The sequence below is a fragment of the Marinobacter vulgaris genome (assembly GCF_003344045.1).
Lineage (GTDB): Bacteria > Pseudomonadota > Gammaproteobacteria > Pseudomonadales > Oleiphilaceae > Marinobacter > Marinobacter vulgaris.
Map to the genome: position 1 here is coordinate 663,064 of NZ_QFWX01000001.1, position 23,095 is coordinate 686,158.

Genomic DNA, 23,095 nt, shown 5'->3' on the forward strand with positions numbered 1-23,095 from the left:
GGGAGCACTCCATGCCCAAGCACTTCGAACAAGCCCCTGGCCTGCACGAAGCACCCGTCCCCGACACCGAGGGCTATGTCTTCAACCAGACGATGCTGCGCATCAAGGACCCCGAGCGCTCCATGGACTTCTACACCCGGATAATGGGCATGCGGCTGGTCAGGAAACTCGACTTCCCGGAAATGAAGTTCACCCTCTACTTTATGGCCTACCTTGATGATCGCCAGGCCAACAGGGTGCCCCACGATGATGCCCACCGCACCACGTTTATCTTCGGTCGCGAGGCTATGCTCGAGCTGACCCACAACTGGGGCACCGAGAACGATCCGGATTTCAGCTACCACAATGGCAACGACGAACCCCAGGGCTTCGGCCATATCGGTGTGGCAGTTCCGGATGTCTATTACGCCTGTGACCGGCTGGATAAACTGGGCGTGGAGTTCGTCAAGAAACCGGACGATGGCAAGATGAAAGGGTTGGCATTCATCAAGGACCCCGACGGCTACTGGATCGAGATCCTGCAACCGAACATGCTTGAAAAACAGCGCCGGTTGCAAGAGGAAGGCCAGGACAGTTAAGCAAGAGCCTCTTGCCGTGTCAGGCAGTGCCGGGCCTCTTCCCGGCACTGCTGCCTGATGCCACAATGACCGCCGCTGTCAGAATCAGCGCGCCGGTCATGCCGATCACGCCCAGCACCTCGCCCAGGAAAACCCACGCAAGCAGCGCCACGAATAGCGGCTCCAGGGTCACGATAATGCTGGATAACGTTGCCGGCGTCGTTTTCATGCCACTGAAAAAACTCAGATACCCCAGGCAGGTCGGCACAACGCCGATATAAGCCACCATCAGCCACTGCCCGACTCCCAGGGTTTCCAGACCTTCGAAGCCACCACTGACCGCCACCACGGGCAACAGGATCAGCGCGGCCGTAAAAAAGCAGATAAAGGCGGTGGTGAACACGGGTGTTCCCGTGGAGGTATGGCGACTGGTCAGGGTAAAGCCGGCGTACACAAAGGCCGCCAGAACGGCTACCAGGATACCGCCCAGTCGCAATCTGCCGGCGCTGTCCATATCGCTTATCACCAGCATGGCGGTGCCGGCAATGGCCGCGGCCAGGGCGAGGATGGTGACCAGTCCGGGTTTTTCTCCCAGCAAGGGCGCTGCCAGAATAGCCACCAGCACCGGCGCCAGGCACAACGCAATCAGTGTGGCAATACCCGCGCCGGTCATATCCACGGCCAGCAGGTAACTGCCCTGGTAGACAGCCTGGAACAACCCCAGGGCGATCAGCGGAGCCAGAGACTTACAGGTAAATTTCGGTAACGGGGTAGCCCTGCCAGCCAGGGCCCGCTGCTCCCTGCGCATCAGCGCAAAGAAAAACGGCAGCGCGACCGCCAGGCGCAGAAAGCCGAGCGTCACCGCCTGCAGCTCGGTGCCGTTAAACAGGAATTTCGCGACAATACCCGTAGTCGCCCAGAGCAGGGCTGCCAGGGCGATCAGTAAAGCGCCTTGAATCATTCAATAACCAGTACGATAAGTTCCTTGGGACCGTGGACACCGTAGGCAAGGGTCTGCTCGATATCTGCGGTTTTCGACGGCCCTGAGATTAACAGCGCATTGGTTGGCATGCCAGCGGCCCAGTTCTGGGATTGCATGGCGTGGTGGAACGTGGTGTAGAGCTCACTGGCCTTGAGCACCGCAATATGGATTGGCGGCACCAGGCTCATCAGTCGTGGCTCGTCTACCGATGGCCACAGGATCAGGGACCCGGTTTCGGCAATGCCACCACGGGTGGAGGTAATACCGGCATCCACGTCGCTGAACAGGGTTTCCTGCCAGCTTTCCACCGGCTCGTCATAAATCAGCAGATGGGGCAGGTCTTCCCGGCCTTCTGTGGCGCTTCGCAGCGCCTTGCCGATTTCGTGTTCTTTGGTAATTAGCAGCGTCTGGGCACCACGGGTCTGGAGGATTTCAGCCAGCCGGTCGATCCAGCCGGATTCCGTTGTGCGATGGACTTCGCCATGGACGGACTCGATGGTCTGCTCGAACATGTCGAGTTTTTCCGCGGTGCTCCACTCGGGCCGGTTGAGAACCGAGAAGTCGCATTCCGGGGCAGTCAGTTCGCCGCCGGTGCGGTGGCGCAGGCGTTGCAGGATGGCGTCACGGGAACTCACTGGCTGCGCTCCTTGATCCGTTCATGGAGGGTTTTGGCGGCCAGTTTTGGTGCCGTGCGGTATTGCGTCCAGCCACCGAGTTTGCCGGGCTGCAGTTTGCGGAAGCGGGCGCCCAGGCGGGTGCCCATCCGGTAGATGCCGGGGCGCGCATGCATCCAGCTCCAGCCCTTCCAGATCATGGCTTCCATATTGCTGCGCTTGGCACCATGGCCGCGCACCTTGGCCGGGTGCAGCTTGTCACCGTCCACGGACTCCTGGCGCAACCGCACCAGCAGATCCGGTATCGGGATCTTCACCGGGCAGACTTCACCGCAGGCCCCACAGAGGCTCGACGCCGTGGGCAGATGCCGCCCTTCGTCCAGGCCCACCATGTGGGGCATCAGTATCTTGCCGATGGGGCCCGGGTAGGTGGTGCCGTAGGCGTGGCCACCGACGCGGGTATAGACCGGACAATGGTTCATGCAGGCGCCACAGCGGATACAGCGCAGGGTGTCCAGCAGTTCGTCGTCCTGGTAGATGGTAGAGCGGCCGTTATCCACCAGCACCACATGGACCTCTTCCGGCCCGTCGAGCTCATTGGCCTTGCGGGGGCCCGAAATCATATTGAAATAGGTGGTGATGTGCTGACCCGTGGCGGAGCGGGTCAGCAGCGCCAACAGGGCAGTGACGTCTTCCAGCTTGGGCACCACCTTCTCGATGCCGGTCACCGCGATATGGCAGGGGGGCACCGTGGTCGTCATGCGCCCGTTGCCTTCGTTCTCCACCAGGCACAGGGTACCGGTCTCGGCGACGGCGAAGTTAACGCCGGAGACGCCCACATCCGCATTCATGAACTTTTCCCGCAGCTGCAAACGCGCGCTGGCAGTCAGGTACTCCACATCATGGGAAAGATCGGTGCCGGTCTTGTCATGCAACAGCTGAGAAATTTCTTCGGTGTTCTTGTGAATTGCCGGCATGATGATATGGGACGGCGTTTCCTCGGCCAGCTGCACAATATATTCGCCCAAGTCTGATTCCAGGGCTTCGATGCCCTGTTCCTCGAGGTAATGGTTCAGCTCCATTTCCTCGGACACCATGGACTTGCCCTTGATAACGGTCTTGGCGTTGCGGGCCAGACAAATGTCCCGCACGATCTTGCAGGCTTCGTCGCCATCGCTGGCCCAGTGCACGGTAATGCCGTTTTCGGTCAGTTTCTGTTCCAGCTGCTCCAGCAGGTCCGGCAGGTGGGCCAGTGCCCGCAGGCGGATATTGGCGCCCAGATCCCGCAGGGTCTCCAGGTCCCAGCCCTCGAATGCGGACTTGCGCTTGCTCATCAGCCCGTCCATCGCCTTGCGGAAGTTCTGCCGAATCTGCGGGTTGTGGATGGCCGCCCGCGCGCGCGGGTGAAATTCTTTCACATCAATGTGATGAGGTGATTGTTGTGCGGTTTCAGTCATGAGCGCTTGCCCCCATCGCCGTTGGTGCGTTCCCAGAGAAAGCTCAGAATATGCTGGCCGGTCACCGGCTTCTGGTTTTTCTCAGCGTAGCCGTCGATATTCATCAGGCAGCCGCAGTCGGTAGTAACGAATTCCTTCGCGCCCGCATTCACCAGGGTGTCCACTTTTTCACTGACCATGGCACCGGAAATCTCCGGGTGACGCACGGCAAACGTGCCACCAAAGCCGCAGCACTCCGCAGCCCGCTCCTGTTCCACCAGGTTCACATTTTTCAGCTGACCCAGCAGTTTCGGCCCGACTTCCGCCACGCCCATTTCGCGGCGGGCGGTGCAGGAAGTGTGCATGGCGACGGTCGTTGGCTCACCCAGGTCGTCCAGCTTGATATGGCAAACCTGCAGCAGAAAATCCGTCAGTTCCCAGATCCGGCCAGCAATTTCCGCCGCTTTCACCTCCTCGGCGGTGTCCTTGAACAGCGCAGGGTAGTGCTTGCGCATCATGCCGCCACAGGAACCGGAGGGCACCACAATTGGCCAGTCTTCCGGGAACAGCCCCAGCTGGGCCTTGGCAACCGCGCGGGCTTCGTCGTGGTAACCGGAGGTGTAGGCAGGCTGGCCGCAACAGGTCTGGTCCTCGGGGTAGATCACCTCGATGCCCTCCCGTTCCAGTAACTGAATGCCGGCCATGCCTGCATCCGGGTAGAACATGTCCACCAGGCAGGTGCCGTAGAAATAGACTTTTGAAGGTTTGGCCGGGTAAACCTTGATGGGATCAACCATAGTGCTGCCGCTCGAGGTTATCATTGACTGTAACAGTCAATGATAGGGCCGCAGAACCTGTGTTGCCAGGCGACTTTAGGGGAATCGTTCAGGAAAGTCGGGCAGTGGCGCCTGGCCACTGCCCTGGAGGGTTACTCGACGGTCATTCGCTCAGCGTTCTTTTCCACCGTGCGCTCACCAATGCCTTTGACATTGGCAAGCTCGTCGCTGGACTGGAAAGGGCCGTTGGCGTCGCGATAGGCCACGATGGCTTCGGCCTTGCTCTGCCCGATGCCGTCAAGGCTGGCCAGGGTTTCGATGTCAGCAGTATTGATGTTGATGGTGACTGGCTCCGCGTGGGCGAAACCGGCGAACAGGCTGAACAGCAGGACCAGTGTGGCCATAAGGGGGGTGCGTGTCGGGGTGCAATTCATAGTGATTTGGCTCCTGAGTGTGAATTCACGTTTCTGATTGTTGGTCAGGACGTAAAAGCGGCGGAGCTGGTTGGAAAACAAAAGGATAACTGAAAAGAAGGAGTGAAGTGCACGGGCAGAAACACATCATCTGTGCACCTGCCCGTGGCTGACCCCATGCCTGATCCTTCAGGCTGCGCTCCATCCTGGGCGCTTCTTCCCTGTGCATCGTCCCTGTAAGCCCTGATTCCATGGGCAACCCCATCCGTGGGGTGATCTTCCCTGTGCCAGCATTCCATGCCAGCTTCTCATCCTTGACGCTATCCATTCTACTGGGGACCCGGTTTCAGGTAATCGGAGATCTGCTCTGTGGCTTGTGCGATATAGCTTACAGATTTGTAATCAGAGCCTGGACCATGACTGGTGGGCTTCGGCGGTTTCGCGGATTTTCTCCATGGTAATTTCCCGCACCGCCCGCTGGCTGATGCGGATGTGGTTCGTTAACCGGTCCGCCGCCTCCCCGGCGCGGCCGGCCCGAACGGACGCAAGTATCTGGGCGTGTTCCCGGTAAGTGGCGTCAACCCGGTCGTCGCGGGTAAAGTCCAGCCGGCGGATAATCCGCAGGCGGTCGGTAATCTCCCGGTGAATCCGCGTCATCTCGCGGTTGCCGGCGGCGGCCACCAGGTCGCAATGGAAGCTTTCGTCCAGGGCCCTTACGGTGCTGCCCACCGCCCGTTCGGAGGGGTGGTCCGGGTTCCAGATGGCGGTGAGGGTTTTCACGATCTGTGGCATTTCCGGCAACTGGCAGATCTTGTGCATCGCGGCCCGTTCAAGGGTAATGCGCAGGTCGTAGAGTTCTTCCACCTGCTGGAAATCAAACGGCTTCACCTGCCAGCCGCTGCGGAACAGCACTTCCACAAAGCCTTCCCGCTGCAAACGATACAGCGCTTCACGCACCGGCGTGCGGCTGGCATTCAGGCGCGTTCCCACATCTCCTTCGCTGAATTTGTCACCGGGGATCAGCCGAAACTCAAAAATGTCGTCCTTCAGGGCTTCATAAACCCTGTCTGCCATGGACTCTTTTCTTTTGCTGGTTGTTGCCATGTTTCCCTGCTTCCCTCTGGTTCTCTAATCGACCCAGCACCCAACACGCGGGCAGTGCAGTAAAGCATCAAACTCCAAAGTCAGATCTTGATGCTCAACAGAGGCTCGCCGGGAGTAACTGCCTTACCGGGCTCAACATGCATGGCACTGATCTGCCCGGATTGGGTCGCGTTTATCTCGAACTCCATTTTCATGGCTTCCACGATCACCAATGGGTCCCCCTCCGCCACGGTGTCCCCCGCTTTCACCAGGCACTTCCAGATGTTGCCGGCAATCTCTGCGCTCACCAGTTCCCCGAATTTCTCCAGGTCAGACACGTCCGCTTTCGGCGGCGCCTTGGCAAGTTTGTCGAGCTCTTCCGCTTCGTTGTCTTTCCACAGGGCGACCTCTTTTGCGTACGCCGCCTGCTGGTGCTTGCGGAATTCGGCGATGGAGTCGGCGTTGGCCTCCAGGAAGGCCTGGTGGGATTTGAGGTCGAAGGTTTCTTCCTCGATTTTCACTGTTAGCTGGCCGGCGCGGAACTGGTCTCGCATGTCGTTCAGTTCGGCCTCGGAAACCGGGTAGTAGCATACCTGGTCGAAGAACCGCAGCAGCCACGGGGCGCCTTCGGCGAACTGGGGGTTTTTCAGGTATTTGTTCCAGATCGGCAGGGTACGGCCGACCAGCTGGTAGCCGCCGGGGGAGTCCATGCCGTAGATGCACATGTACACGCCGCCGATGCCCACGGTGCCCTCGGCGGTGTAGGTGCGGGCCGGGTTGTACTTGGATGTCAGCAGTCGGTGCCTCGGGTCCAGGGGCACGGCACAGGGGGCGCCCAGGTAGACGTCGCCAAGACCGAGCACCAGGTATCTTGCCGAGAACAGCACATCGCGGACGTCTTCACGGCTGGGCAAGCCGTTAATGCGTTGGATGAAGTCGACGTTGTTGGGCAGCCAGGGGGCGGTGTCGCGCACGGACTGGCGGTATTTGTCCACCGCTTCCAGGGTGGCGGTGTCTTCGAAGGCCAAGGGCAGGTGGATGACGCGGCTGCGGACCTGCAGTTCGTCCGTGGGCGGCAGGGTGGCTTCCAGGTCCAGCAGGTAGGTCATCAGCGATTCCTGCGGCAGGATACGGGCGTCGTATCTCAGCTGCAGGGAGCGCACGCCCGGGGACAGTTCCAGCAAGCCGGCCGGCTGCACGTCGGCAATGGCTTCCATCAGCGCATGGATTCGCAAGCGTACGCCCAGGTCCATCACGTTGGGGCCGTATTCCAGCAGGATGTACTGGTCGCCGGCCTGGCGGTAGGTGACTTCCGGGCGGCTGTCGGTTTCTTCCAGGTGGGCCAGGATGGTGGCGGACAGGCCGTTGTAGGGTGCCAGGCCCGGCGCGACCAGTGCCGGCAGCGGCGGCGCCATCAGGCTGTTGATGGCCAGTTCCTGGCGTTTGGAGAGCTTCACGGCGGTGTCGTTATCGATGGCCACGAAACGGATGGTATCGCCGGGTTTGACCTGGCCTACTTTCCACAGCTCGGCCTTCGCAATCGTCACCGGGCACACGAAGCCGCCCAGGCTGGGGCCGTCCTTGGTCAGGATCACGGGCATGTCGCCGGTGAAGTTGATGGAGCCGATGGCGTATTCGCAGTCGTGGATGTTGGAAGGATGCAGGCCCGCTTCGCCGCCGTCGGCGCGGGTGAACTCCGGTTTGGGTCCGTTCAGGCGGATGCCGAGGCGATTGGAGTTGTAGTGCACTTCCCAGTCCTGTTCGAAGAACTTTTCGATGGACGCCTCGGTGAAGAAATCCGGGGCGCCATGGGGGCCATAGAGCACGCCGATTTCCCAGTGGTCGGGATAGTCCGGCACCAGGTCCGGGTCCGCAGGGGCCGGGTCATGGGTTGGTGCAGTGGTGGTGCAGGCGGGCAGGCTGATCTGGCTGATGCCCAGCATGTCACCCGGGCGCAGGGGCCGGCCGCCGTGTCCGCCGAACTGGCCGAGGGCAAAGGTGGAACGGCTGCCCAGATACACGGGCACATCGAACCCGCCGCGAACCGCCAGATAGGTGCGGCATCCTTTGATGGCCTTGCCCACAGCCAGTACCTGGCCGGCTTTGACGGTGATGGGCTTCCAGAATTCCACCGCCTTGTCGTCCAGGGTCGCTTCGGTCAGCGCACCGGTCAGGGCCACCACCGAATCTTTATGGAACTTCAGGCTCGGGCCGATCAGGGTGGCTTCCAGGCCTGCCGCCTCGTGGTGGTTACCCACAATACGGTTGGCAATGCGGAAGGCGTAGTCGTCCATGGGGCCACTTGGAGGCACACCGATGTTCCAGTAGCCGATGCGGCCGGGGTAATCCTGAACCGTGGTGTAGGTGCCGGGTTTGACCACTTCCGCCACCGAGGGCCTGAACTCGAAACTCTCCAGCGCGCGGGTGGAGACGATGCCGTCGGCAAAGCTCTGCTGGCCCACCACCTGGCGCAGGTAATCAAGGTTGGTGGCAATGCCCATCAGCCGGGTCTCGCCGAGGGCTGTTTTCAGTTTGACCAGGGCATCGGCGCGGTCTGTGCCGTGCACGATCAGCTTGGCAATCATCGGGTCATAGTGGGCGGAGACCTGGCTGCCGTTTTCCACCCAGGTGTCTATCCGGACGTCTTCCTCGGGCCAGTGCACATCGGTCAGTTCGCCCGGTGAAGGCTGGAAATCCTTCAGCGGATCTTCGGCGTAGATGCGAACCTCCATGGAGGCACCTTTCAGTTCCGGCTCAAAGCTCGCCAGGTCCGGGCTCTCGCCGGCTGCGATTTTCAGCATCCATTCGATCAGGTCCAGACCGGTGACGGACTCGGTCACCGGGTGCTCCACCTGTAAGCGGGTATTCACCTCCAGGAAGTAGAATTCATCCCGGTCGGCGTCGTAGATGTATTCAACGGTGCCTGCCGAGCGGTAATTCACCGACTGGCCGAGGGAGACGGCAGCATTCAGCATCTTCTGGCGGGTGGCGGCCGGCAGGTTCGGGGCCGGAGTTTCCTCCACCACCTTCTGGTTGCGGCGCTGCAGGGAACAGTCCCGTTCGCCCAGGGCAACGACATTGCCCTCGCCGTCACCGAATATCTGCACTTCCACATGGCGGGCGCGGGCGATGAAGCGCTCCAGGAACACCCCGCTGTCGTTAAAGAAGCTCTGGCCCTGGCGACGGACCGTTCCAAAGGCATCCCGCAATTCAGACTCGCTATTGCAGCGGGTCAGGCCGATGCCGCCACCGCCGGCGGTACTTTTGAGCATCACCGGATAGCCGAGCCGGTTGGCGGTCGCCACTGCTTCTTCGAGACTTTCCAGCAGGCCGCTGCCGGGGGCCAGAGGCACGCCGGCGGATTCTGCCAGTTCCCGCGCGCGGTGTTTCAGGCCGAACTCGCGCATCTGCGTTGGCGTGGGGCCGATAAACGCGATGCCCTCGGCCTCGCAGTTTTCCGCGAAATCCGCATTCTCGGACAGAAAACCATAACCGGGAATGATGGCCTCGGCGCCGGTGTGCCTGGCCGCGGCCAGTATCTGCGCCTTGTCGAGGTAGGTTTCGCTGGCGCCGTTGCCGGTCAGGGCCACCGCTTCGTCGGCGGTTGTCACATGCAGGCTGTGGCGGTCTTCATGGGAATGCACCGCCACGCTGGCAACGCCCATGGCTTTGAGAGTGCGAATGGTGCGAACGGCGATTTCACCACGGTTGGCGATGAGTACTTTGCTGAACATGATATTGAATCTCCTTTAGGCAGGGTCAGACCCCTGAACAAATGCGCGCCAGCCGCCGAACTCGGTCACATCCCGCGCACCCTCAAAGCCGTAGCCTTCGCAGATAAAGCCGTTCACCCAGCGGCCATCCGCCAGTTCCACCTTGCCGATGCCGAGGGGCGCCGGGATCAGGTCCACGAAGGAGCCAAAGGCCGAGGCGGGCATTTCCCAGACTTCCACGAGGATCTTCCGGCCCTCGCCGGTCGCGACCCGCTTGAGCCCGGGCTTGGGCGGTGTGGTGTTGGGCAGGGCATAGAGGCAGTAATTGGCAGAGGTGGTGGTCTGCTCCAGCAGTGCGGCATAACGCTCGGTGAGCTGGCGGTTCAAGGGCATGCCGCTGAGGTGGGCGCCGACCACGGCCACCTTCACGGTGGGCGTGGAAATTTCTGCGCCGGGGGTTTCTTCCGGCCGGCGCTTGTCGATGGCGCCCAATGGGGTGGGGTGGGCATTCAGCCACTGGCAGGCCAGATGCTGCAGCTCGGTGTCTTTCCAGGCACCGCTGATCAGGGTAACGCCGAAGGGCAGGCCGTCGTCGCGGAAGCCCGCGGGAATGGCCAGGGCGCAGAAGTCGGCCAGGTTGACGAAGTTGGTGTAAGTGCCCAGCTGGCTGTTAAGGGTGACCGGGTTATTATTGACCGCTTCAATGGTGGGTGCCGTGGGGGTGGTGGGCACCAGCAGGGCGTCCACATCGGCCAGTAGCTCATCAATCTGGCGCTGCAGTTCCTCTTTGCGGTACTGGGCCCTGAAGGTATCCGTGGCGGTGAATCTGGTGGCATTGCTGATGATACTTTTAACCACCGGGTTCATATCGTTGCCATGGCTGGCCATAAAGGATTCCACGGCGGCGTGGCGTTCTGCCACCCAGGGGCCTTCGTACAGCAGCGCAGCCAGCTCCAGCATGGGGCTGAAATCCAGCGGCACCAGTTCCACATTCTGCTCCCGCCACAGGCTGAGGGCGGTGTTCCAGGCTGCCTCTGCCTGCTGGTCACCAAACCACTGCGGGTGCTCCGGAATGCCGAGGTGTTTCACCGGCCCGGGGCGCCGAATGGCAGGGCCATCCAGAGGCAGCGCGTAAGGTGCCCTGCGGGAGAAGGCATCGTCGGCATCAAACCCGGCCATAGCATCCGCCACCAGTCCGGCATCGTTCACCGTCAGCGCAAACACCGACACACAATCCAGGGAGCGGCAGGCAGGCACCACGCCCTGGATGCTGAACAGCCCCCGGGTCGGCTTCAGGCCCACCAGGTTGTTCAGCCCCGCAGGTACCCGGCCGGAGCCGGCGGTGTCCGTACCCAGCGCAAAAGGCACCAGGCCACGGGCCACCACCGAGGCGGAACCGGAGCTGGAACCGCCGCTGATGACCTCCGGCTTGAAGGCGTTGGGTACCGCCCCGTACGGAGAGCGGGTGCCAACCAGCCCGGTAGCGAACTGGTCCAGGTTGGTCTTGCCGATCAGCACCGCGCCAGCCGCCTTCAGCCGGGCAACGTTGGTGGCGTCCTCGTCAGGCGTGTAGGCATAGGCAGGGCAGCCGGCGGTGGTTTCGAAACCGGTGGCATCGATGTTGTCTTTGACCGCGAAAGGAACGCCATACAGCGGCAGCCGGCTGACATCGCTGCCTACTTTATAAAGGGAGCCTGACAGATCGAACAGGGCGGCCTGCAACTGCGTGCTGTCTGATAGTGCAATCCAGGCGTTGTCGGTTGTGTCCAGGCTGGCCACCAGTTCGCCAATAAGTTCCTCGGGCGTAGCGCCTGACTGGTAAGCCTTTCGCCAATCCTCAATGGTCCATCCGAGTGTTGCGGGCATGGTTCGTCCTCATGTGCGTCATCAACTTGTATACATGAGCAATGGCAATGCCCGTGCCATTCGGGGAGTTTCTAGGAATAGTCAATGAAAACAGTTATATAGGATCGATTGGCCAGCAAGGGAATGTGGGCCGGGCGCACCATTGAAGGGCGAGTGCACCAACAAAAGGCTCTCAACCCGGGGTTTTACAGGGCATTGAGCTCGGCAACGGTCGGCAGAGGCAGCTTGTATACTAGATAACCCTTTGTTATGTATGGGGATTGATTGGAACTGGAACGACAGATGCAGTGGCCGGGGTGCGTTTACTCAAGCGAATGGCACGAACCAACCTGCAAACAAGGACGCACCAACATGACGATCAAAAAACACGTGAAAATTGGCCTGTCAGCGCTGGCCCTCTCTGTCTCCCTTAACGCAATGGCCGACGAGCACCCCATCAAGGTCGGTATTCTCCATTCCCTCTCCGGCACCATGGCCATCAGTGAAACGGTCCTGAAAGACACCGTGGAAATGCTCATCGAACAGCAGAATGCTAAAGGTGGTGTGCTCGGCCGTGAGCTGGAAGCGGTCGTTGTTGACCCCGCTTCTGACTGGCCGCTGTTTGCGGAAAAAGCCCGCGAACTGCTGGCCCAGGAAAAGGTTGACGTTATCTTCGGCAACTGGACCTCGGTGTCCCGCAAATCCGTACTGCCGGTAGTGGAAGAACTCAACGGCCTGCTGTTCTACCCGGTTCAGTACGAAGGTGAAGAGTCTTCCGAGAACGTCTTCTACACCGGCGCCGCCCCCAACCAGCAGGCGATTCCTGCGGTGAACTACCTGATGAACGAAATCGGCGTGGAACGCTGGGTACTGGCGGGCACCGATTACGTCTACCCGCGCACCACCAACAAGATCCTTGAGACCTACCTGATGGATATGGGCGTGGCCAAGGAAGACATCATGATCAACTACACGCCTTTCGGGCATTCCGACTGGCAGAACATTGTGTCTGACATCAAGCGCTTCGGTTCCGCTGGCAAGAAGACCGCCGTGGTGTCCACCATCAACGGTGACGCCAACGTGCCTTTCTACCGTGAGCTGGGCAACCAGGGCATTGCTGCATCCGACATCCCGGTGGTGGCTTTCTCCGTGGGTGAGCAGGAACTCTCCGGTATCGACACCGGCCCGCTGGTCGGCCACCTGGCTGCCTGGAACTACTTCATGAGCGTGGACAGCGACGCCAACTACGACTTCATCGACCAGTGGATCGAACACACCGGCAACGACGAAGCCGTCACCAACGACCCAATGGAAGCCCACTACATCGGCTTCAACATGTACATCGAGGCCGTCAAGAAAGCAGGTACCACAGACGTTGACGCGGTGAAAGACGCCATCATCGGTGTAACCGTGCCCAACCTGACCGGTGGCTACGCCGCCATGATGCCCAACCACCACATCACCAAGCCGGTGCTGATTGGCGAGATCCAGGACAACGGCCAGTTCTCCGTGGTCTGGGAAACCCCGTCCACCGTCGCTGGCGATGCCTGGTCTGATTACCTGCCCGGTTCGCGGGACCTGATTGCTGACTGGCGCAAGCCGATGTCCTGCGGAACCTTCAACACCAAAACCGGCAGTTGCGGTGCCTCCGCCGGCGAAATGGCGGCGGCTGACGAATAAGGCATAGCCACCAGCAAAGCACCAAAGGCAACCGGGGGTAGCGACACCGCCCCCCCGGTTGCCACCCCGCAACCCGCTTTCAACAGACAGGACACACTCATGGGCATCCTTCGATCGCTCACATTGCTGCTTATTGCCCTGGCTTCGGTGTTATCACTTCCTGCAACGGCACAGGACGAGGACCCGGGAGAGCAACTGCTGTTCAACCTCGCAGAAGCACCGGCCAGCAAAGTGGAAGAAGCGATTAACGCCATCGTCAGCAGCGGTGATGAAAGAGCCAGGGGCTGGATTGAAGCCTACGGCAACAACCGCCTGAGCCGGATAAAAGACACCGGCCAGGTTGTGCTGGTTCTGAACAACCGGGGCCGGGACTGGGAAATCGCCAACCCGCTGACCGGAGAGAACATGGGCGACATGTCCCGCCGCGAGCTGGACAGAGTGGCCATCAACAACCGAATTCGTGGCCAGCTTGAAGGCATACTCGCCATGCTGGACCTGAACGCCGCAGACCCGGACGTGCGTGAAGCCTCCGCACAGGACATGATGGGCAAAGTGGACGCCTCGCTGGTTGCGCCGCTGGAAGCGCGGCTGGAACAGGAAGGCAGCGCCAGGGTGCGCAACCGCATTGAAGAAGCCCTGGCCATTTACCGGGTGGGCGAAGGCAACCTGGAGGCCATCGACGTACTGGCCGGCAGCCTGCACCCCCGCGCCCGTGCCGCCCTGAACGAGGCCGTCCGGGGCGATAACCCTGCGCTGGCCACCAAGGCCAAACAGGCGCTGGGCACCATCGAACAGAAACTCAAACTGAACCGCGCCGCCGAGACCCTGTACTTCGGCCTCTCCCTCGGCTCGGTTCTGGTCCTCGCCGCCATCGGCCTGGCCATCACCTTCGGCGTAATGGGCGTGATCAACATGGCCCACGGTGAACTGATCATGCTGGGTGCCTACACCACCTGGGGCATGCAGCAACTCTTCCCCGGCCAGCCCGGCCTGGCATTGATTCTCTCCATTCCCACCGGTTTCATGGTGGCCGCCACCGCCGGCATCATCATTGAACGCAGCGTGATCCAGTACCTCAAGGGCCGCCCGCTGGAAACCCTGCTGGCCACCTTCGGCATCAGCCTGATCCTGCAGCAGCTGGTGCGTACCGTGATCTCCCCCCAGAACCGCACCGTGGTCACACCGGAATGGATGAGCGGCTCGCTGGTGATCAATGACGCGCTCTCCCTCACGCTCAACCGCCTGTACGTATTGGCGTTTGCGCTGGTGGTTTTCGCCACACTGATGCTGATCATGCGCAAGACCCGCCTGGGCCTGGAGGTGCGCGCCGTTACCCAGAACCGCAACATGGCACGTTCCATGGGTATCCGCGCCACCCGGGTAGACATCATGACCTTTGCCCTCGGCTCCGGCGTAGCCGGCCTGGCCGGTGTGGCGCTGTCCCAGCTCACCAACGTCGGCCCCAACCTGGGCCAGAACTACATCATCGACTCCTTCATGGTGGTGGTGTTCGGTGGCGTGGGCAACCTGTGGGGCACCCTCATTGCCGGGCTCTCCCTGGGCACCATCAACCAGCTGCTTGAACCCTGGGCCGGTGCCGTACTCGCGAAAATCATCGTGCTGGTGTTCATCATTCTTTTCATACAGAAACGGCCGAAGGGGCTCTTCCCCCAGAAAGGCCGGGCAGCGGAGGGCTGAGTTATGGCGATATCACAGAACTGGCTGCTCCGGCCGTTTCAGGAGCGTTCCACACAAATTTTCCTTGGCGTACTGTTCGCGGCCCTGGTGGTGGTCACCTTCCTCCACCTGTTCATGCCCCAGGACAGCGCCCTGCATGTCAGCGCCTACACTGTCACCCTGCTGGGCAAATACCTGTGCTACGCGCTGCTGGCGGTAGCAGTGGATCTGGTGTGGGGATATCTCGGTATCCTCAGCCTGGGCCACGGCGCCTTCTTTGCCCTCGGCGGCTACGCCATGGGCATGTACCTGATGCGCCAGATCGGTGACCGTGGCACCTACGGCGACCCGATCCTGCCGGACTTCATGGTGTTCCTGAACTGGGACGAACTGCCCTGGTACTGGCTGGGCTTCGACATGGCCTGGTTTGCCTTCATCATGGTGTTGCTGGCACCGGGCATACTGGCGCTGGTGTTCGGCTTCCTGGCCTTCCGCTCGCGGGTGACCGGGGTGTACCTCTCCATCATTACCCAGGCGCTGACCTTTGCGTTGATGCTGGCCTTCTTCCGCAACGAAATGGGCTTTGGCGGCAACAACGGCCTGACCGACTTCCGCGACATCCTCGGCTTCAACCTGCGCACAGACGCCACAAGGCTGGGGCTGTTCATCGCCACCGGCATCGCCCTGGCCATCGGCTACGTGATCTGCCGCGCCATTGTGACCAGCAAACTGGGCCGGGTGAGCATCGCCTGCCGCGACGCTGAAGCCCGCACCCGCTTCCTGGGTTACCGGGTGGAACGGGTGCAGCTGTTCGTGTTCGTGGTGTCCGCCATGCTGGCGGGTGTGGCCGGGGCCTTGTACGTGCCGCAAGTGGGCATCATCAACCCCAGCGAATTCTCGCCGCTGTTCTCCATCGAAATCGTGGTGTGGGTCGCCCTGGGTGGCCGCGCAACCCTCTACGGCGCAGTGATCGGCGCCATCCTGGTGAACTACGCCAAAACCGTGTTCACCGGCGTAATGCCGGACGCCTGGCTGTTCGCCCTGGGTGGCCTGTTCGTGCTGGTAACCGTGTTCCTGCCCAAGGGCATCGCCGGCCTGCTGCAGAAACGCCGCAAAGCCAAAACTGATGACGACACACCCACCGGACAGGAGGCCACCGCATGAGCATGCTGGAGCAACTCACCCATCGCGACCGAGTGTTCGACTTCCTTGCCCCCGTGGCCTCGCCAGTCGACGTGCGCCACGGCCCCATCCTGTACATGGAAGGCGTGAACGTGAGCTTTGATGGCTTCAAGGCCATCAACAACCTCAACCTCACCGTGGACGACGGCGAGCTGCGCTGCATCATCGGCCCCAACGGCGCGGGCAAAACCACCATGATGGACATCATCACCGGTAAAACCCGCCCGGATACCGGCTCGGTATGGTTCGGCAGCCGCCACAACCTGCTCACCAAGAACGAGCCCGACATCGCCAGCCTGGGTATCGGCCGCAAGTTCCAGAAACCCACCGTGTTTGAAGCACTCACCGTGTTCGAAAACCTGGAACTGGCCATGGCCACCGACAAACGCATACTGCCCACCCTGACCGCCATCATGAAACCGGAATACCGGGACCGCATCGACGAAGTGCTGCAAACCATCGGCCTGCAGAAACTGCGGGACAAACTCGCGGGTATTCTCTCCCACGGCCAGAAACAGTGGCTGGAAATCGGCATGCTGCTGATGCAGAAGCCAAGGTTGTTATTGGTAGACGAACCCGTAGCCGGCATGACCGAACAGGAAATGGAACGCACTGCCGAACTGCTCACCAGCCTGGCGGGCAAACAGTCCGTTGTGGTGGTGGAGCACGACATGGGCTTCGTGCGCTCCATCGCCCGCCAGGTGACCGTGCTGCACCAGGGCAGCGTGCTGGCCGAAGGCACCATGGACCAGGTCTCCAACGACCCGGAAGTCATCAAGGTATACCTGGGGGAGGAGGAGTAATGCTGAAGATCCAGAAGCTCAACCAATACTACGGCGAAAGCCACACCCTCTGGGATCTGGACCTGGACGTACCCCAGGGCCAGTGCACCTGCGTAATGGGCCGCAACGGCGTGGGCAAAACCACCCTGATGAAATGCATCATGGGCGAGGAAACCACCAAAAGCGGCAGCATTGAATTTGCCGAAGACGTGGAACTCACCAAAAAGAAAATCGAAGACCGATCACGCCTTAGCATCGGCTATGTGCCCCAGGGAAGGCAGATCTTCCCCCTGCTGACCGTGGAAGAAAACCTCCGCACCGGGCTGGCAGTGCGCAAGGACGGCAGCAAGAAAATCCCCGAGCGGGTGTACGAACTTTTTCCGGTGCTGAAGGAAATGAAGAACCGCAGAGGCGGCGACCTTTCCGGTGGGCAGCAACAGCAGTTGGCCATTGGACGGGCACTGGTGATTGAGCCCAGACTGCTGATTCTGGATGAGCCGGGGGAGGGGATTCAGCCGAATATTGTGGCGCAGATTGGGGAGGTGATTCGCAGGCTGATTGAGGAGGATGGTCTGACGGTGCTGCTGGTGGAGCAGAAGTTGCCGTTTGCGAGGAAGTATGCGGATCGGTTTGCGATATTGGATAGAGGTCGACGGGTTGCTGAGGGGGGGATTGGGGAGTTGTCTGACGAACTAATCAAAAAGCACTTGACGGTATAACGACCTGCAAAGCTGCCCCTCAAAGCTAAAACTGGCGCTGGTGGAATCCGGCGGCGACAAAATCCCCCGCAAAGGCGGCCCCGGAATTACCAAATCCGACCTGCTGATCACCAACAAAATCGACATCGCTGAACAGGTTCACGCCTGCCTGGACGTGATGGATCGAGACAAAAAAAAATGCGGGGTGAGCGACCGTTTGTGTTCACCAACCTGTACGACGGGGTAGGGCTGGAGACGATCATCAGCTTCATTCAGCGTAATTGCGCACCCAGGCCACGAAGCGATTGGGGATGTTTTGCACGTGGAGTACCTGTTTGCGTTGGGTATCGTCGTGGCAGCTGCTCTTTCAGCATGGAAGGTGATCAAGCAGCGTCGCTAATTCGAATCGCTGCCCCTATAGGTATCAACTTGCCTCCAGCGCCGCCCGCCGGCGCTTACTCTGTCTCCTTTGCTTTATACGGGCTGTAATATCCTGACTTCTTCGTTATTGCATATCGAAGAAGTCAGGATATTCCGTGCGTTGTCGTTTTTTCTCGTCTAAGCTTCTGTTTTCTATAGCCGAAGCATGCAGGCGTCTCTTCTTTTCAAGGTAATCATGAGGAGGGCAGTTTTCTGCAATATCGTAGCGTTCGGTCTCGATGCTGTTAGAGATATGGACCCATAAAGGTAAAAATGAGCGTTGATAATTTCAAAAGAATAATATGGGGTCTAGACCCAGAGGATATCGTTGAAGAGAGTCTTTTCAGAGGTTTTACTCATGTGATTCCGAAGGAAAATGATTACAGCGAATATATAAAATTGATATTTTCTGATTATAAATGTGCAGAGCACATAGCGATCATGGGTTCGGGCAACTGGGGATATAGTTTAAATCCAGATAAATTTTTACGCCCATTTGGTGATTACTCGGATATTGACGTTGTCATTATATGCCATGAAGCTTTCCAAGAAACTTGGAAAGAACTTAGGGAATATCACAGAAACAAATATTATCTTTTGAGCCAAAATCAACGATCGAGACTTAAGAGAAATGGAGAAAATGTTTATTCTGGGTTTATATCTCCGAAATGGATATTAAGTAGAAGAGCACCTGCGCGCTTTGCCTACGAGGTCAATTCAAACAAATATGCAAACAAGTATGTGGGATATCGATCAGTAAATATGATGTATTTTAAAAATATAGAAGAAGCTATTGACTATTACGTCAGAGGATTTCGGTTAGCAAAAGGGGCGATAAAAAATGGATTATGATGTTAGCTTGCAAACCATATCGTGGTTTAACGGACTAAAAAATAATGAAGATCTTGAAATAAGTCCAAAATTTCAAAGGCGCGCTGTTTGGTTAGAAAAAGAGCGGGCTGCTCTTATGGATACTGTTCTCAAGGATCTTCCGTTCCCCGAAATTTATATTCAAGTAGTAACCAATCCAGATAATGGAAAACAAAACCATGTTGTAGTCGATGGGCAGCAGAGGATAACCTCAATATTAAAATTCATTAATAATGAGTTCTCGTTACCGACCGATGATGACTGGGATGGAGAATATTTTAAAGATCTTTCTCCTGAAGCAAAGGAGTCATTCTGGGATTATAAGATAGTAGTTAGGTTTCTTAGAAAAACTAATGACGAAGAAATAAGAAGTATTTTTTCGAAGCTAAATACCAATAATATAGTATTGAATGATCAGGAGCTCAGAAATGCAAGATATTCTGGAAGATTTAAGCAGCTTGCCGAACGCTTAGCGGATAATCCATATTTTCAAAGTATTGGGCTTTTCACTGCGAGAGATGTTCGCAGAATGCTAGATATTGAGTATGTAAGTGAGCTTTTGGTTAGACAAGTATTTGGCATAACGGCAAAAAAGGACATGCTTGAAACTGCTTACGTTAACTATGACGAAGAGTTCCCGTCTGAATCAGAATACGAAGACGAATTTAACGCATCAATTAATCTAGTGCGATCTCTTGTTAATAATGAAAATAAAATGATATTTAAATCAAAGGGGAATTTTCACTCCCTTTTCGGCGTTTGTTTGGAATATTTTAGAGCATCAGGTAAAAATCAATTTAAACGTCCAGATGATGTCTGTACAGCGATTACACGTCTTGTTAGTCGTGCTAAAGCGGATGATTTTGACCCCGACGAACCAGAAATAGAGCTATATGCTGAGGTCTCGACACGCTCAACATCAGACAAATCGAGAAGGGCTGAAAGAGAAAGAATCTTATCCGATTTAATAGCGAAAGCAGAAAGTCTATAACAAAGAAAACAACGGGACTGCTATGCCGACGGTTCTTTCGAGGATAGAAAATTAAGGTGCCCATGAACAATCAAGATAGATACAAGAAGAAATTCGGCATCAATGATGAAGGCATTGAGAAAACGCAGCGGGCATTAGATTACGCTCTAGATATAAGAAAATTTGAAATTGATATGTATTGGAGGCGCGCGACATACTTTTGGGCGCTAATCGCAGTAGCATTTGCTGGGTTTTTTGCTGTGCTGGGCTCCAAAGATATTGACCAGAGGGAATTATATTCGTTCATTATTGGTTGCGTAGGTCTCGTGTTTAGCTGGTCGTGGTTCTTAGTGAATCGTGGAAGTAAATATTGGCAGGAAAATTGGGAAAATCACGTTAATATGCTTGAAGATTCGGTGATAGGCCCGCTTTACAAAACGAGACTTCAAAGACCAAAAGATGACGACATCGTTGAGAAAATAATAACTGGTCCGGCTCAGCTGTCGGTATCAAAAATCAATCAGTGGGTTAGTTTTTTTACACTAATAATTTGGGGTTTTCTAATTTATTCGACTCTTCCACCGTTTTTAGTTTCGGCACCAGTAAGTTTTTTACGTATAGTTATATTTGGCGCGACCATACTTGTATGCATAATGATGTGTTGGAAAGGAAAGTCTCATGTATTTTCTTATACGCATATTATGCGTAGTAGAAAGGCGCGCATACAATGAATGTCTCTAACAAATGCGTGCACGGGCTGTCAAAAAGCTACGCTTTTAGCCACCCGTGACGCAGGCTTTAAATTTAGGGAGTTTTATGGATCAGCCAGAGGTCGATTGGTGCCAATACCAACAGCATATTGAGACGTATAAATTTTATATTGAAATGGCTGTAAAAATAATAGGTCTGTACTTTGCTGTTTCGGGCGCAATGCTATCCTTTTACTTCGCAAATACAGATACGGAGCAGGCTAAACTTGCTCTTTATTTGCCCTGGCTTATCGGAATTGGACTTTCACTTTTTTTCACGACTGGAGCTGTTCTTTCAGTAGTCACCAGAGATGATGTTTTTAAACTCCGGGAAAAGCTTGGCTTGGAAGTGGCGCCTGAAACCGGCGTGTTGACGCTACTATTAGGAATTTTTTCTATTGTACTGGTGGCTTGCGTTATCGGCTTTAGTTACGTTCTTTGGTCAACACCGGCGAACCAAAACCTAGCCAATGAAGCTTACATCCCCCTCAATTCAGGTATACGCGCTATGAGCGAAGCGATCCACTGGGCTGATTACGTTTCTGCCATTGGAATTCCCGTTATTGCATTGATTGGATCGTGGATTGCCTTCCGCCAATTCCAAGTTTCTCGCAATAAATTAAAGCATGATCTTTTTGAAAAGCGCTTGGAAATATATGAGGCCGTCCGGAATACGCTTGGTATTGTCGCACGAAACGGGAAATTAACTCAGGCCGAAGAAATCAATTATCTTGTGGCTACTCGTTCAGCTAAATGGCTATTTGGAAATGAAGTTTACCTATATTTAGATGAAACACTGTGGGATAAGATTGTAGATCTTGGTCTTCATAATTCGATTCTTGAAGGCCCTTCAAGTGAAGAAAAGAAACAGCATGCTGCTGCTCGCGGAGAGACTATGAAGTGGCTTATTTCTCAGCATTCTGAATTTGATGCCTTGTGTGCAAAATACCTAAAGCTACGCCACTAATCTAACAAGTGCGGTCAGGGGACGACCCTTTCGTCGGCCACTGCCGCTGTCGTTAGACAATAAAACTAGGGAGTTTTTCGTGGAACTTACAATTCAGGATGCCAAGTCAGTAATGCTCGCTTTATTGACCATGGTATTGGTTTATGGATTTAAGTGGTTCTGGCAGTATCGGACGAAAAAAGCGATCACAGGAAAACTTGAGGAGCTTAAGACAGAGCAGGAATGGCTCGAGCGCGTCGGGAACTCTTTTGAAGAAGCCGTACTTTTTAGCTTCCGGCTTCTGTTTATAGTCCTGTTCTTAATTGGGGTTGCTTCAATCATAGGTCCTTTTCTAGCGGTTATCAGCGGGGCTTCAATCCCATTCGCTCTTTTCAAGTTTTCTGCCTGGGTTTTAGTCCTTGCGGCTTCCTACGCGTCCGTGTCAAAGCTCAGTCAGATCAGGCGGTACCCAGAGGAAAAGGAAAGGTTAAAGCAAAAAATACAAGCTTTAGAGGAACGTCTTTCGAAAGTCGAGGGCTCATAATGCATAACAAGGCGATGAAGGTTGTTCCGGGCCTGCGGCCCTGCACCGGGCACACTAAAGTGCGCCGCTGGTCAAAATGTTGAACCTCGCACAAGGAAAAAAATGAGTCGCATCTACGAAGACCGAGTTAAAGAGATTCTCGCTAATTCGAGCGATGATGGAAAAGTCAAATCTAGAGAATCGACGTCTCTCGAATTTAAAGAGAGCTTTGGCTTCAAAAGCCTAGCGAAGTATCTCAAGACAATTTGTGCCTTTTCGAATACGCAAGGTGGGGTGCTTGTTTTTGGTGTTACTGATAACCCGAGAACGTTGAAGGGAATCGATAAATATAAATTTGATCAGATTAAAATAGAGCAGCTATCCACGTACCTTTCGGAATACTTTAGTCCAGAAATTCACTGGGATATAGGTGTTGTCACGTTCAAAAGAAAGCACTATGGGTTTATCGCAATAAAAGAGGCCGATGATAAACCAGTAATTTGTAAGAAAAACTCCGGTGATGTCTTAAAAGATGGAGACATCTACTATCGGTATCGCGGGACAAGTAAACGAATTGAGTTTCCTGAACTAAAGCGAATGCAGATTGAAATTCGCGAAAAAGAACGAAAGCTATGGATGGAACATATTGAGAAAATATCGCGAATTGGACCAAAAAACGTAGCGTTGCTTGATCTTTATAGTGGCAAGATGGAATCCTCCAACATAGCGAACAATTTTGTTATAGATGAGGAACTATTGGCCGGCTTGAAAAATGAGGTCTCTTTTGTTCAAGAGGGAAATTTTAAGGAAAAAGAGGGAGCTCCTACGCTCAAGCTGGTAGGGAATCTTGCGCCAGTCGATACTGTAGTGGTTCCTAACCTTGACCCAAATAAAGATTATCCTTTTTTGGTTAAGCATCTGGCGGATGAGCTTCAAATTCGATCCTATGATGCCCAGGTTCTTGTCTGGAAGCTGGGACTAAAAAGCAGCAAAAGATATGCAATTGAAGTTGACGCTGGTTCTTCATCTATATTTAAGTACTCCAAATATGCGCTAACAGCTATACGTGACGACCTAGCGAAACACGACGATAAAAAAGAATATCTAGCTAATGCAAGCAAAGAGTATCAATCACGCAATATGGGTTAACAAAGTGTTGCACCGGACAAGCTGGTGAAC

The 23,095-nt window shown here is 56.3% G+C and carries 20 protein-coding genes and 1 pseudogene; 13 read left to right on the plus strand and 8 right to left on the minus strand.

Annotated elements, in window-relative coordinates:
* Positions 1–11: 11 nt before the first annotated feature.
* Positions 12–578 carry a lactoylglutathione lyase gene (gene gloA, locus DIT71_RS03075; protein WP_114611719.1) on the plus strand — a complete coding sequence of 189 codons (567 nt, stop codon included), beginning with the start codon at positions 12–14 and terminating at the stop codon, positions 576–578.
* 19 nt (positions 579–597) lie between these two features.
* On the opposite strand, the gene DIT71_RS03080 is transcribed toward gloA, so the two are convergent.
* The 8 genes from DIT71_RS03080 to atzF form a co-directional block, all read right to left on the minus strand.
* A complete protein-coding gene (locus DIT71_RS03080) occupies positions 598–1,518 on the minus strand; it encodes a DMT family transporter (protein WP_114611720.1) in 921 nt (306 codons plus the stop codon).
* Positions 1,515–2,174 (minus strand): LutC/YkgG family protein, encoded by a 660-nt coding sequence (locus DIT71_RS03085; protein ID WP_114611721.1) that lies wholly within the window; start codon positions 2,172–2,174, stop codon positions 1,515–1,517. The genes DIT71_RS03080 and DIT71_RS03085 overlap by 4 nt, the downstream gene beginning before the upstream one ends.
* Positions 2,171–3,610: a LutB/LldF family L-lactate oxidation iron-sulfur protein gene (locus DIT71_RS03090; RefSeq protein ID WP_114611722.1), complete on the minus strand. Its 1,440-nt coding sequence runs from the start codon at positions 3,608–3,610 to the stop codon at positions 2,171–2,173. Before DIT71_RS03090 ends, DIT71_RS03085 begins: the two co-directional genes overlap by 4 nt.
* A complete protein-coding gene (locus DIT71_RS03095; protein ID WP_114611723.1) occupies positions 3,607–4,386 on the minus strand; it encodes a (Fe-S)-binding protein in 780 nt (259 codons plus the stop codon). The genes DIT71_RS03090 and DIT71_RS03095 overlap by 4 nt, the downstream gene beginning before the upstream one ends.
* A 131-nt stretch (positions 4,387–4,517) precedes the next feature.
* Positions 4,518–4,799: a ComEA family DNA-binding protein gene (locus DIT71_RS03100; protein ID WP_114611724.1), complete on the minus strand. Its 282-nt coding sequence runs from the start codon at positions 4,797–4,799 to the stop codon at positions 4,518–4,520.
* A gap of 381 nt (positions 4,800–5,180) precedes the next feature.
* Positions 5,181–5,882 carry a GntR family transcriptional regulator gene (locus DIT71_RS03105; RefSeq protein ID WP_114611725.1) on the minus strand — a complete coding sequence of 234 codons (702 nt, stop codon included), beginning with the start codon at positions 5,880–5,882 and terminating at the stop codon, positions 5,181–5,183.
* A gap of 80 nt (positions 5,883–5,962) precedes the next feature.
* On the minus strand, positions 5,963–9,595 hold the full coding sequence (gene uca / locus DIT71_RS03110; protein WP_114611726.1) for an urea carboxylase: 3,633 nt from the start codon (positions 9,593–9,595) through the stop codon (positions 5,963–5,965).
* A gap of 15 nt (positions 9,596–9,610) precedes the next feature.
* Positions 9,611–11,440, minus strand: coding sequence for an allophanate hydrolase (atzF, locus tag DIT71_RS03115; protein WP_114611727.1), 1,830 nt, complete (start codon positions 11,438–11,440; stop codon positions 9,611–9,613).
* A 351-nt stretch (positions 11,441–11,791) separates the two neighbouring features.
* Between atzF and urtA the strand changes: the two genes are divergently transcribed.
* The 12 genes and pseudogenes from urtA to DIT71_RS03170 all read left to right on the plus strand — a co-directional run bounded on the left by urtA (position 11,792) and on the right by DIT71_RS03170 (position 23,065).
* Positions 11,792–13,099 (plus strand): urea ABC transporter substrate-binding protein, encoded by a 1,308-nt coding sequence (gene urtA, locus DIT71_RS03120; protein WP_114611728.1) that lies wholly within the window; start codon positions 11,792–11,794, stop codon positions 13,097–13,099.
* Positions 13,100–13,198: 99 nt separating this feature from the next.
* Complete coding sequence (gene urtB, locus DIT71_RS03125; protein WP_114611729.1) at positions 13,199–14,797, plus strand: urea ABC transporter permease subunit UrtB; 1,599 nt, start codon at positions 13,199–13,201, stop codon at positions 14,795–14,797.
* A gap of 3 nt (positions 14,798–14,800) precedes the next feature.
* Positions 14,801–15,940, plus strand: a complete 1,140-nt coding sequence (gene urtC / locus DIT71_RS03130; protein ID WP_114611730.1) for an urea ABC transporter permease subunit UrtC — start codon at positions 14,801–14,803, stop codon at positions 15,938–15,940.
* Entirely contained in the window at positions 15,937–16,761 is an 825-nt protein-coding gene (gene urtD, locus DIT71_RS03135; protein WP_114611731.1) for an urea ABC transporter ATP-binding protein UrtD, read from the plus strand. Before urtC ends, urtD begins: the two co-directional genes overlap by 4 nt.
* A complete protein-coding gene (urtE, locus tag DIT71_RS03140; RefSeq protein ID WP_114611732.1) occupies positions 16,761–17,459 on the plus strand; it encodes an urea ABC transporter ATP-binding subunit UrtE in 699 nt (232 codons plus the stop codon). The genes urtD and urtE overlap by 1 nt, the downstream gene beginning before the upstream one ends.
* A 19-nt stretch (positions 17,460–17,478) precedes the next feature.
* Positions 17,479–17,717 (plus strand): annotated as a pseudogene (locus DIT71_RS03145) (GTP-binding protein); the annotation flags it as partial.
* A 414-nt stretch (positions 17,718–18,131) separates the two neighbouring features.
* A complete protein-coding gene (locus DIT71_RS17840; RefSeq protein WP_144114468.1) occupies positions 18,132–18,710 on the plus strand; it encodes a hypothetical protein in 579 nt (192 codons plus the stop codon).
* Positions 18,700–19,719 carry a DUF262 domain-containing protein gene (locus DIT71_RS03150; protein ID WP_114611733.1) on the plus strand — a complete coding sequence of 340 codons (1,020 nt, stop codon included), beginning with the start codon at positions 18,700–18,702 and terminating at the stop codon, positions 19,717–19,719. Before DIT71_RS17840 ends, DIT71_RS03150 begins: the two co-directional genes overlap by 11 nt.
* A 62-nt stretch (positions 19,720–19,781) precedes the next feature.
* Positions 19,782–20,429 carry a RipA family octameric membrane protein gene (locus tag DIT71_RS03155; protein WP_114611734.1) on the plus strand — a complete coding sequence of 216 codons (648 nt, stop codon included), beginning with the start codon at positions 19,782–19,784 and terminating at the stop codon, positions 20,427–20,429.
* A gap of 85 nt (positions 20,430–20,514) precedes the next feature.
* Entirely contained in the window at positions 20,515–21,414 is a 900-nt protein-coding gene (locus tag DIT71_RS03160; protein WP_114611735.1) for a hypothetical protein, read from the plus strand.
* Positions 21,415–21,493: 79 nt separating this feature from the next.
* On the plus strand, positions 21,494–21,937 hold the full coding sequence (locus tag DIT71_RS03165; RefSeq protein ID WP_144114467.1) for a hypothetical protein: 444 nt from the start codon (positions 21,494–21,496) through the stop codon (positions 21,935–21,937).
* 102 nt (positions 21,938–22,039) lie between these two features.
* On the plus strand, positions 22,040–23,065 hold the full coding sequence (locus DIT71_RS03170) for an ATP-binding protein (protein ID WP_114611737.1): 1,026 nt from the start codon (positions 22,040–22,042) through the stop codon (positions 23,063–23,065).
* Positions 23,066–23,095 lie beyond the last annotated feature (30 nt).

What these genes read in the sequence shown, in the direction of transcription:
- gloA (WP_114611719.1), top strand. Translation starts at nt 12, where the DNA reads ATGCCCAAGCACTTCGAACAAGCCCCTGGCCTGCACGAAGCACCCGTC.
- DIT71_RS03080 (WP_114611720.1), bottom strand. Translation starts at nt 1,518, where the DNA reads ATGATTCAAGGCGCTTTACTGATCGCCCTGGCAGCCCTGCTCTGGGCG.
- DIT71_RS03090 (WP_114611722.1), bottom strand. Translation starts at nt 3,610, where the DNA reads ATGACTGAAACCGCACAACAATCACCTCATCACATTGATGTGAAAGAA.
- DIT71_RS03095 (WP_114611723.1), bottom strand. Translation starts at nt 4,386, where the DNA reads ATGGTTGATCCCATCAAGGTTTACCCGGCCAAACCTTCAAAAGTCTAT.
- DIT71_RS03100 (WP_114611724.1), bottom strand. Translation starts at nt 4,799, where the DNA reads ATGAATTGCACCCCGACACGCACCCCCCTTATGGCCACACTGGTCCTG.
- DIT71_RS03105 (WP_114611725.1), bottom strand. Translation starts at nt 5,882, where the DNA reads ATGGCAACAACCAGCAAAAGAAAAGAGTCCATGGCAGACAGGGTTTAT.
- uca (WP_114611726.1), bottom strand. Translation starts at nt 9,595, where the DNA reads ATGTTCAGCAAAGTACTCATCGCCAACCGTGGTGAAATCGCCGTTCGC.
- atzF (WP_114611727.1), bottom strand. Translation starts at nt 11,440, where the DNA reads ATGCCCGCAACACTCGGATGGACCATTGAGGATTGGCGAAAGGCTTAC.
- urtA (WP_114611728.1), top strand. Translation starts at nt 11,792, where the DNA reads ATGACGATCAAAAAACACGTGAAAATTGGCCTGTCAGCGCTGGCCCTC.
- urtB (WP_114611729.1), top strand. Translation starts at nt 13,199, where the DNA reads ATGGGCATCCTTCGATCGCTCACATTGCTGCTTATTGCCCTGGCTTCG.
- urtC (WP_114611730.1), top strand. Translation starts at nt 14,801, where the DNA reads ATGGCGATATCACAGAACTGGCTGCTCCGGCCGTTTCAGGAGCGTTCC.
- urtD (WP_114611731.1), top strand. Translation starts at nt 15,937, where the DNA reads ATGAGCATGCTGGAGCAACTCACCCATCGCGACCGAGTGTTCGACTTC.
- urtE (WP_114611732.1), top strand. Translation starts at nt 16,761, where the DNA reads ATGCTGAAGATCCAGAAGCTCAACCAATACTACGGCGAAAGCCACACC.
- DIT71_RS17840 (WP_144114468.1), top strand. Translation starts at nt 18,132, where the DNA reads ATGAGCGTTGATAATTTCAAAAGAATAATATGGGGTCTAGACCCAGAG.
- DIT71_RS03150 (WP_114611733.1), top strand. Translation starts at nt 18,700, where the DNA reads ATGGATTATGATGTTAGCTTGCAAACCATATCGTGGTTTAACGGACTA.
- DIT71_RS03155 (WP_114611734.1), top strand. Translation starts at nt 19,782, where the DNA reads ATGAACAATCAAGATAGATACAAGAAGAAATTCGGCATCAATGATGAA.
- DIT71_RS03160 (WP_114611735.1), top strand. Translation starts at nt 20,515, where the DNA reads ATGGATCAGCCAGAGGTCGATTGGTGCCAATACCAACAGCATATTGAG.
- DIT71_RS03170 (WP_114611737.1), top strand. Translation starts at nt 22,040, where the DNA reads ATGAGTCGCATCTACGAAGACCGAGTTAAAGAGATTCTCGCTAATTCG.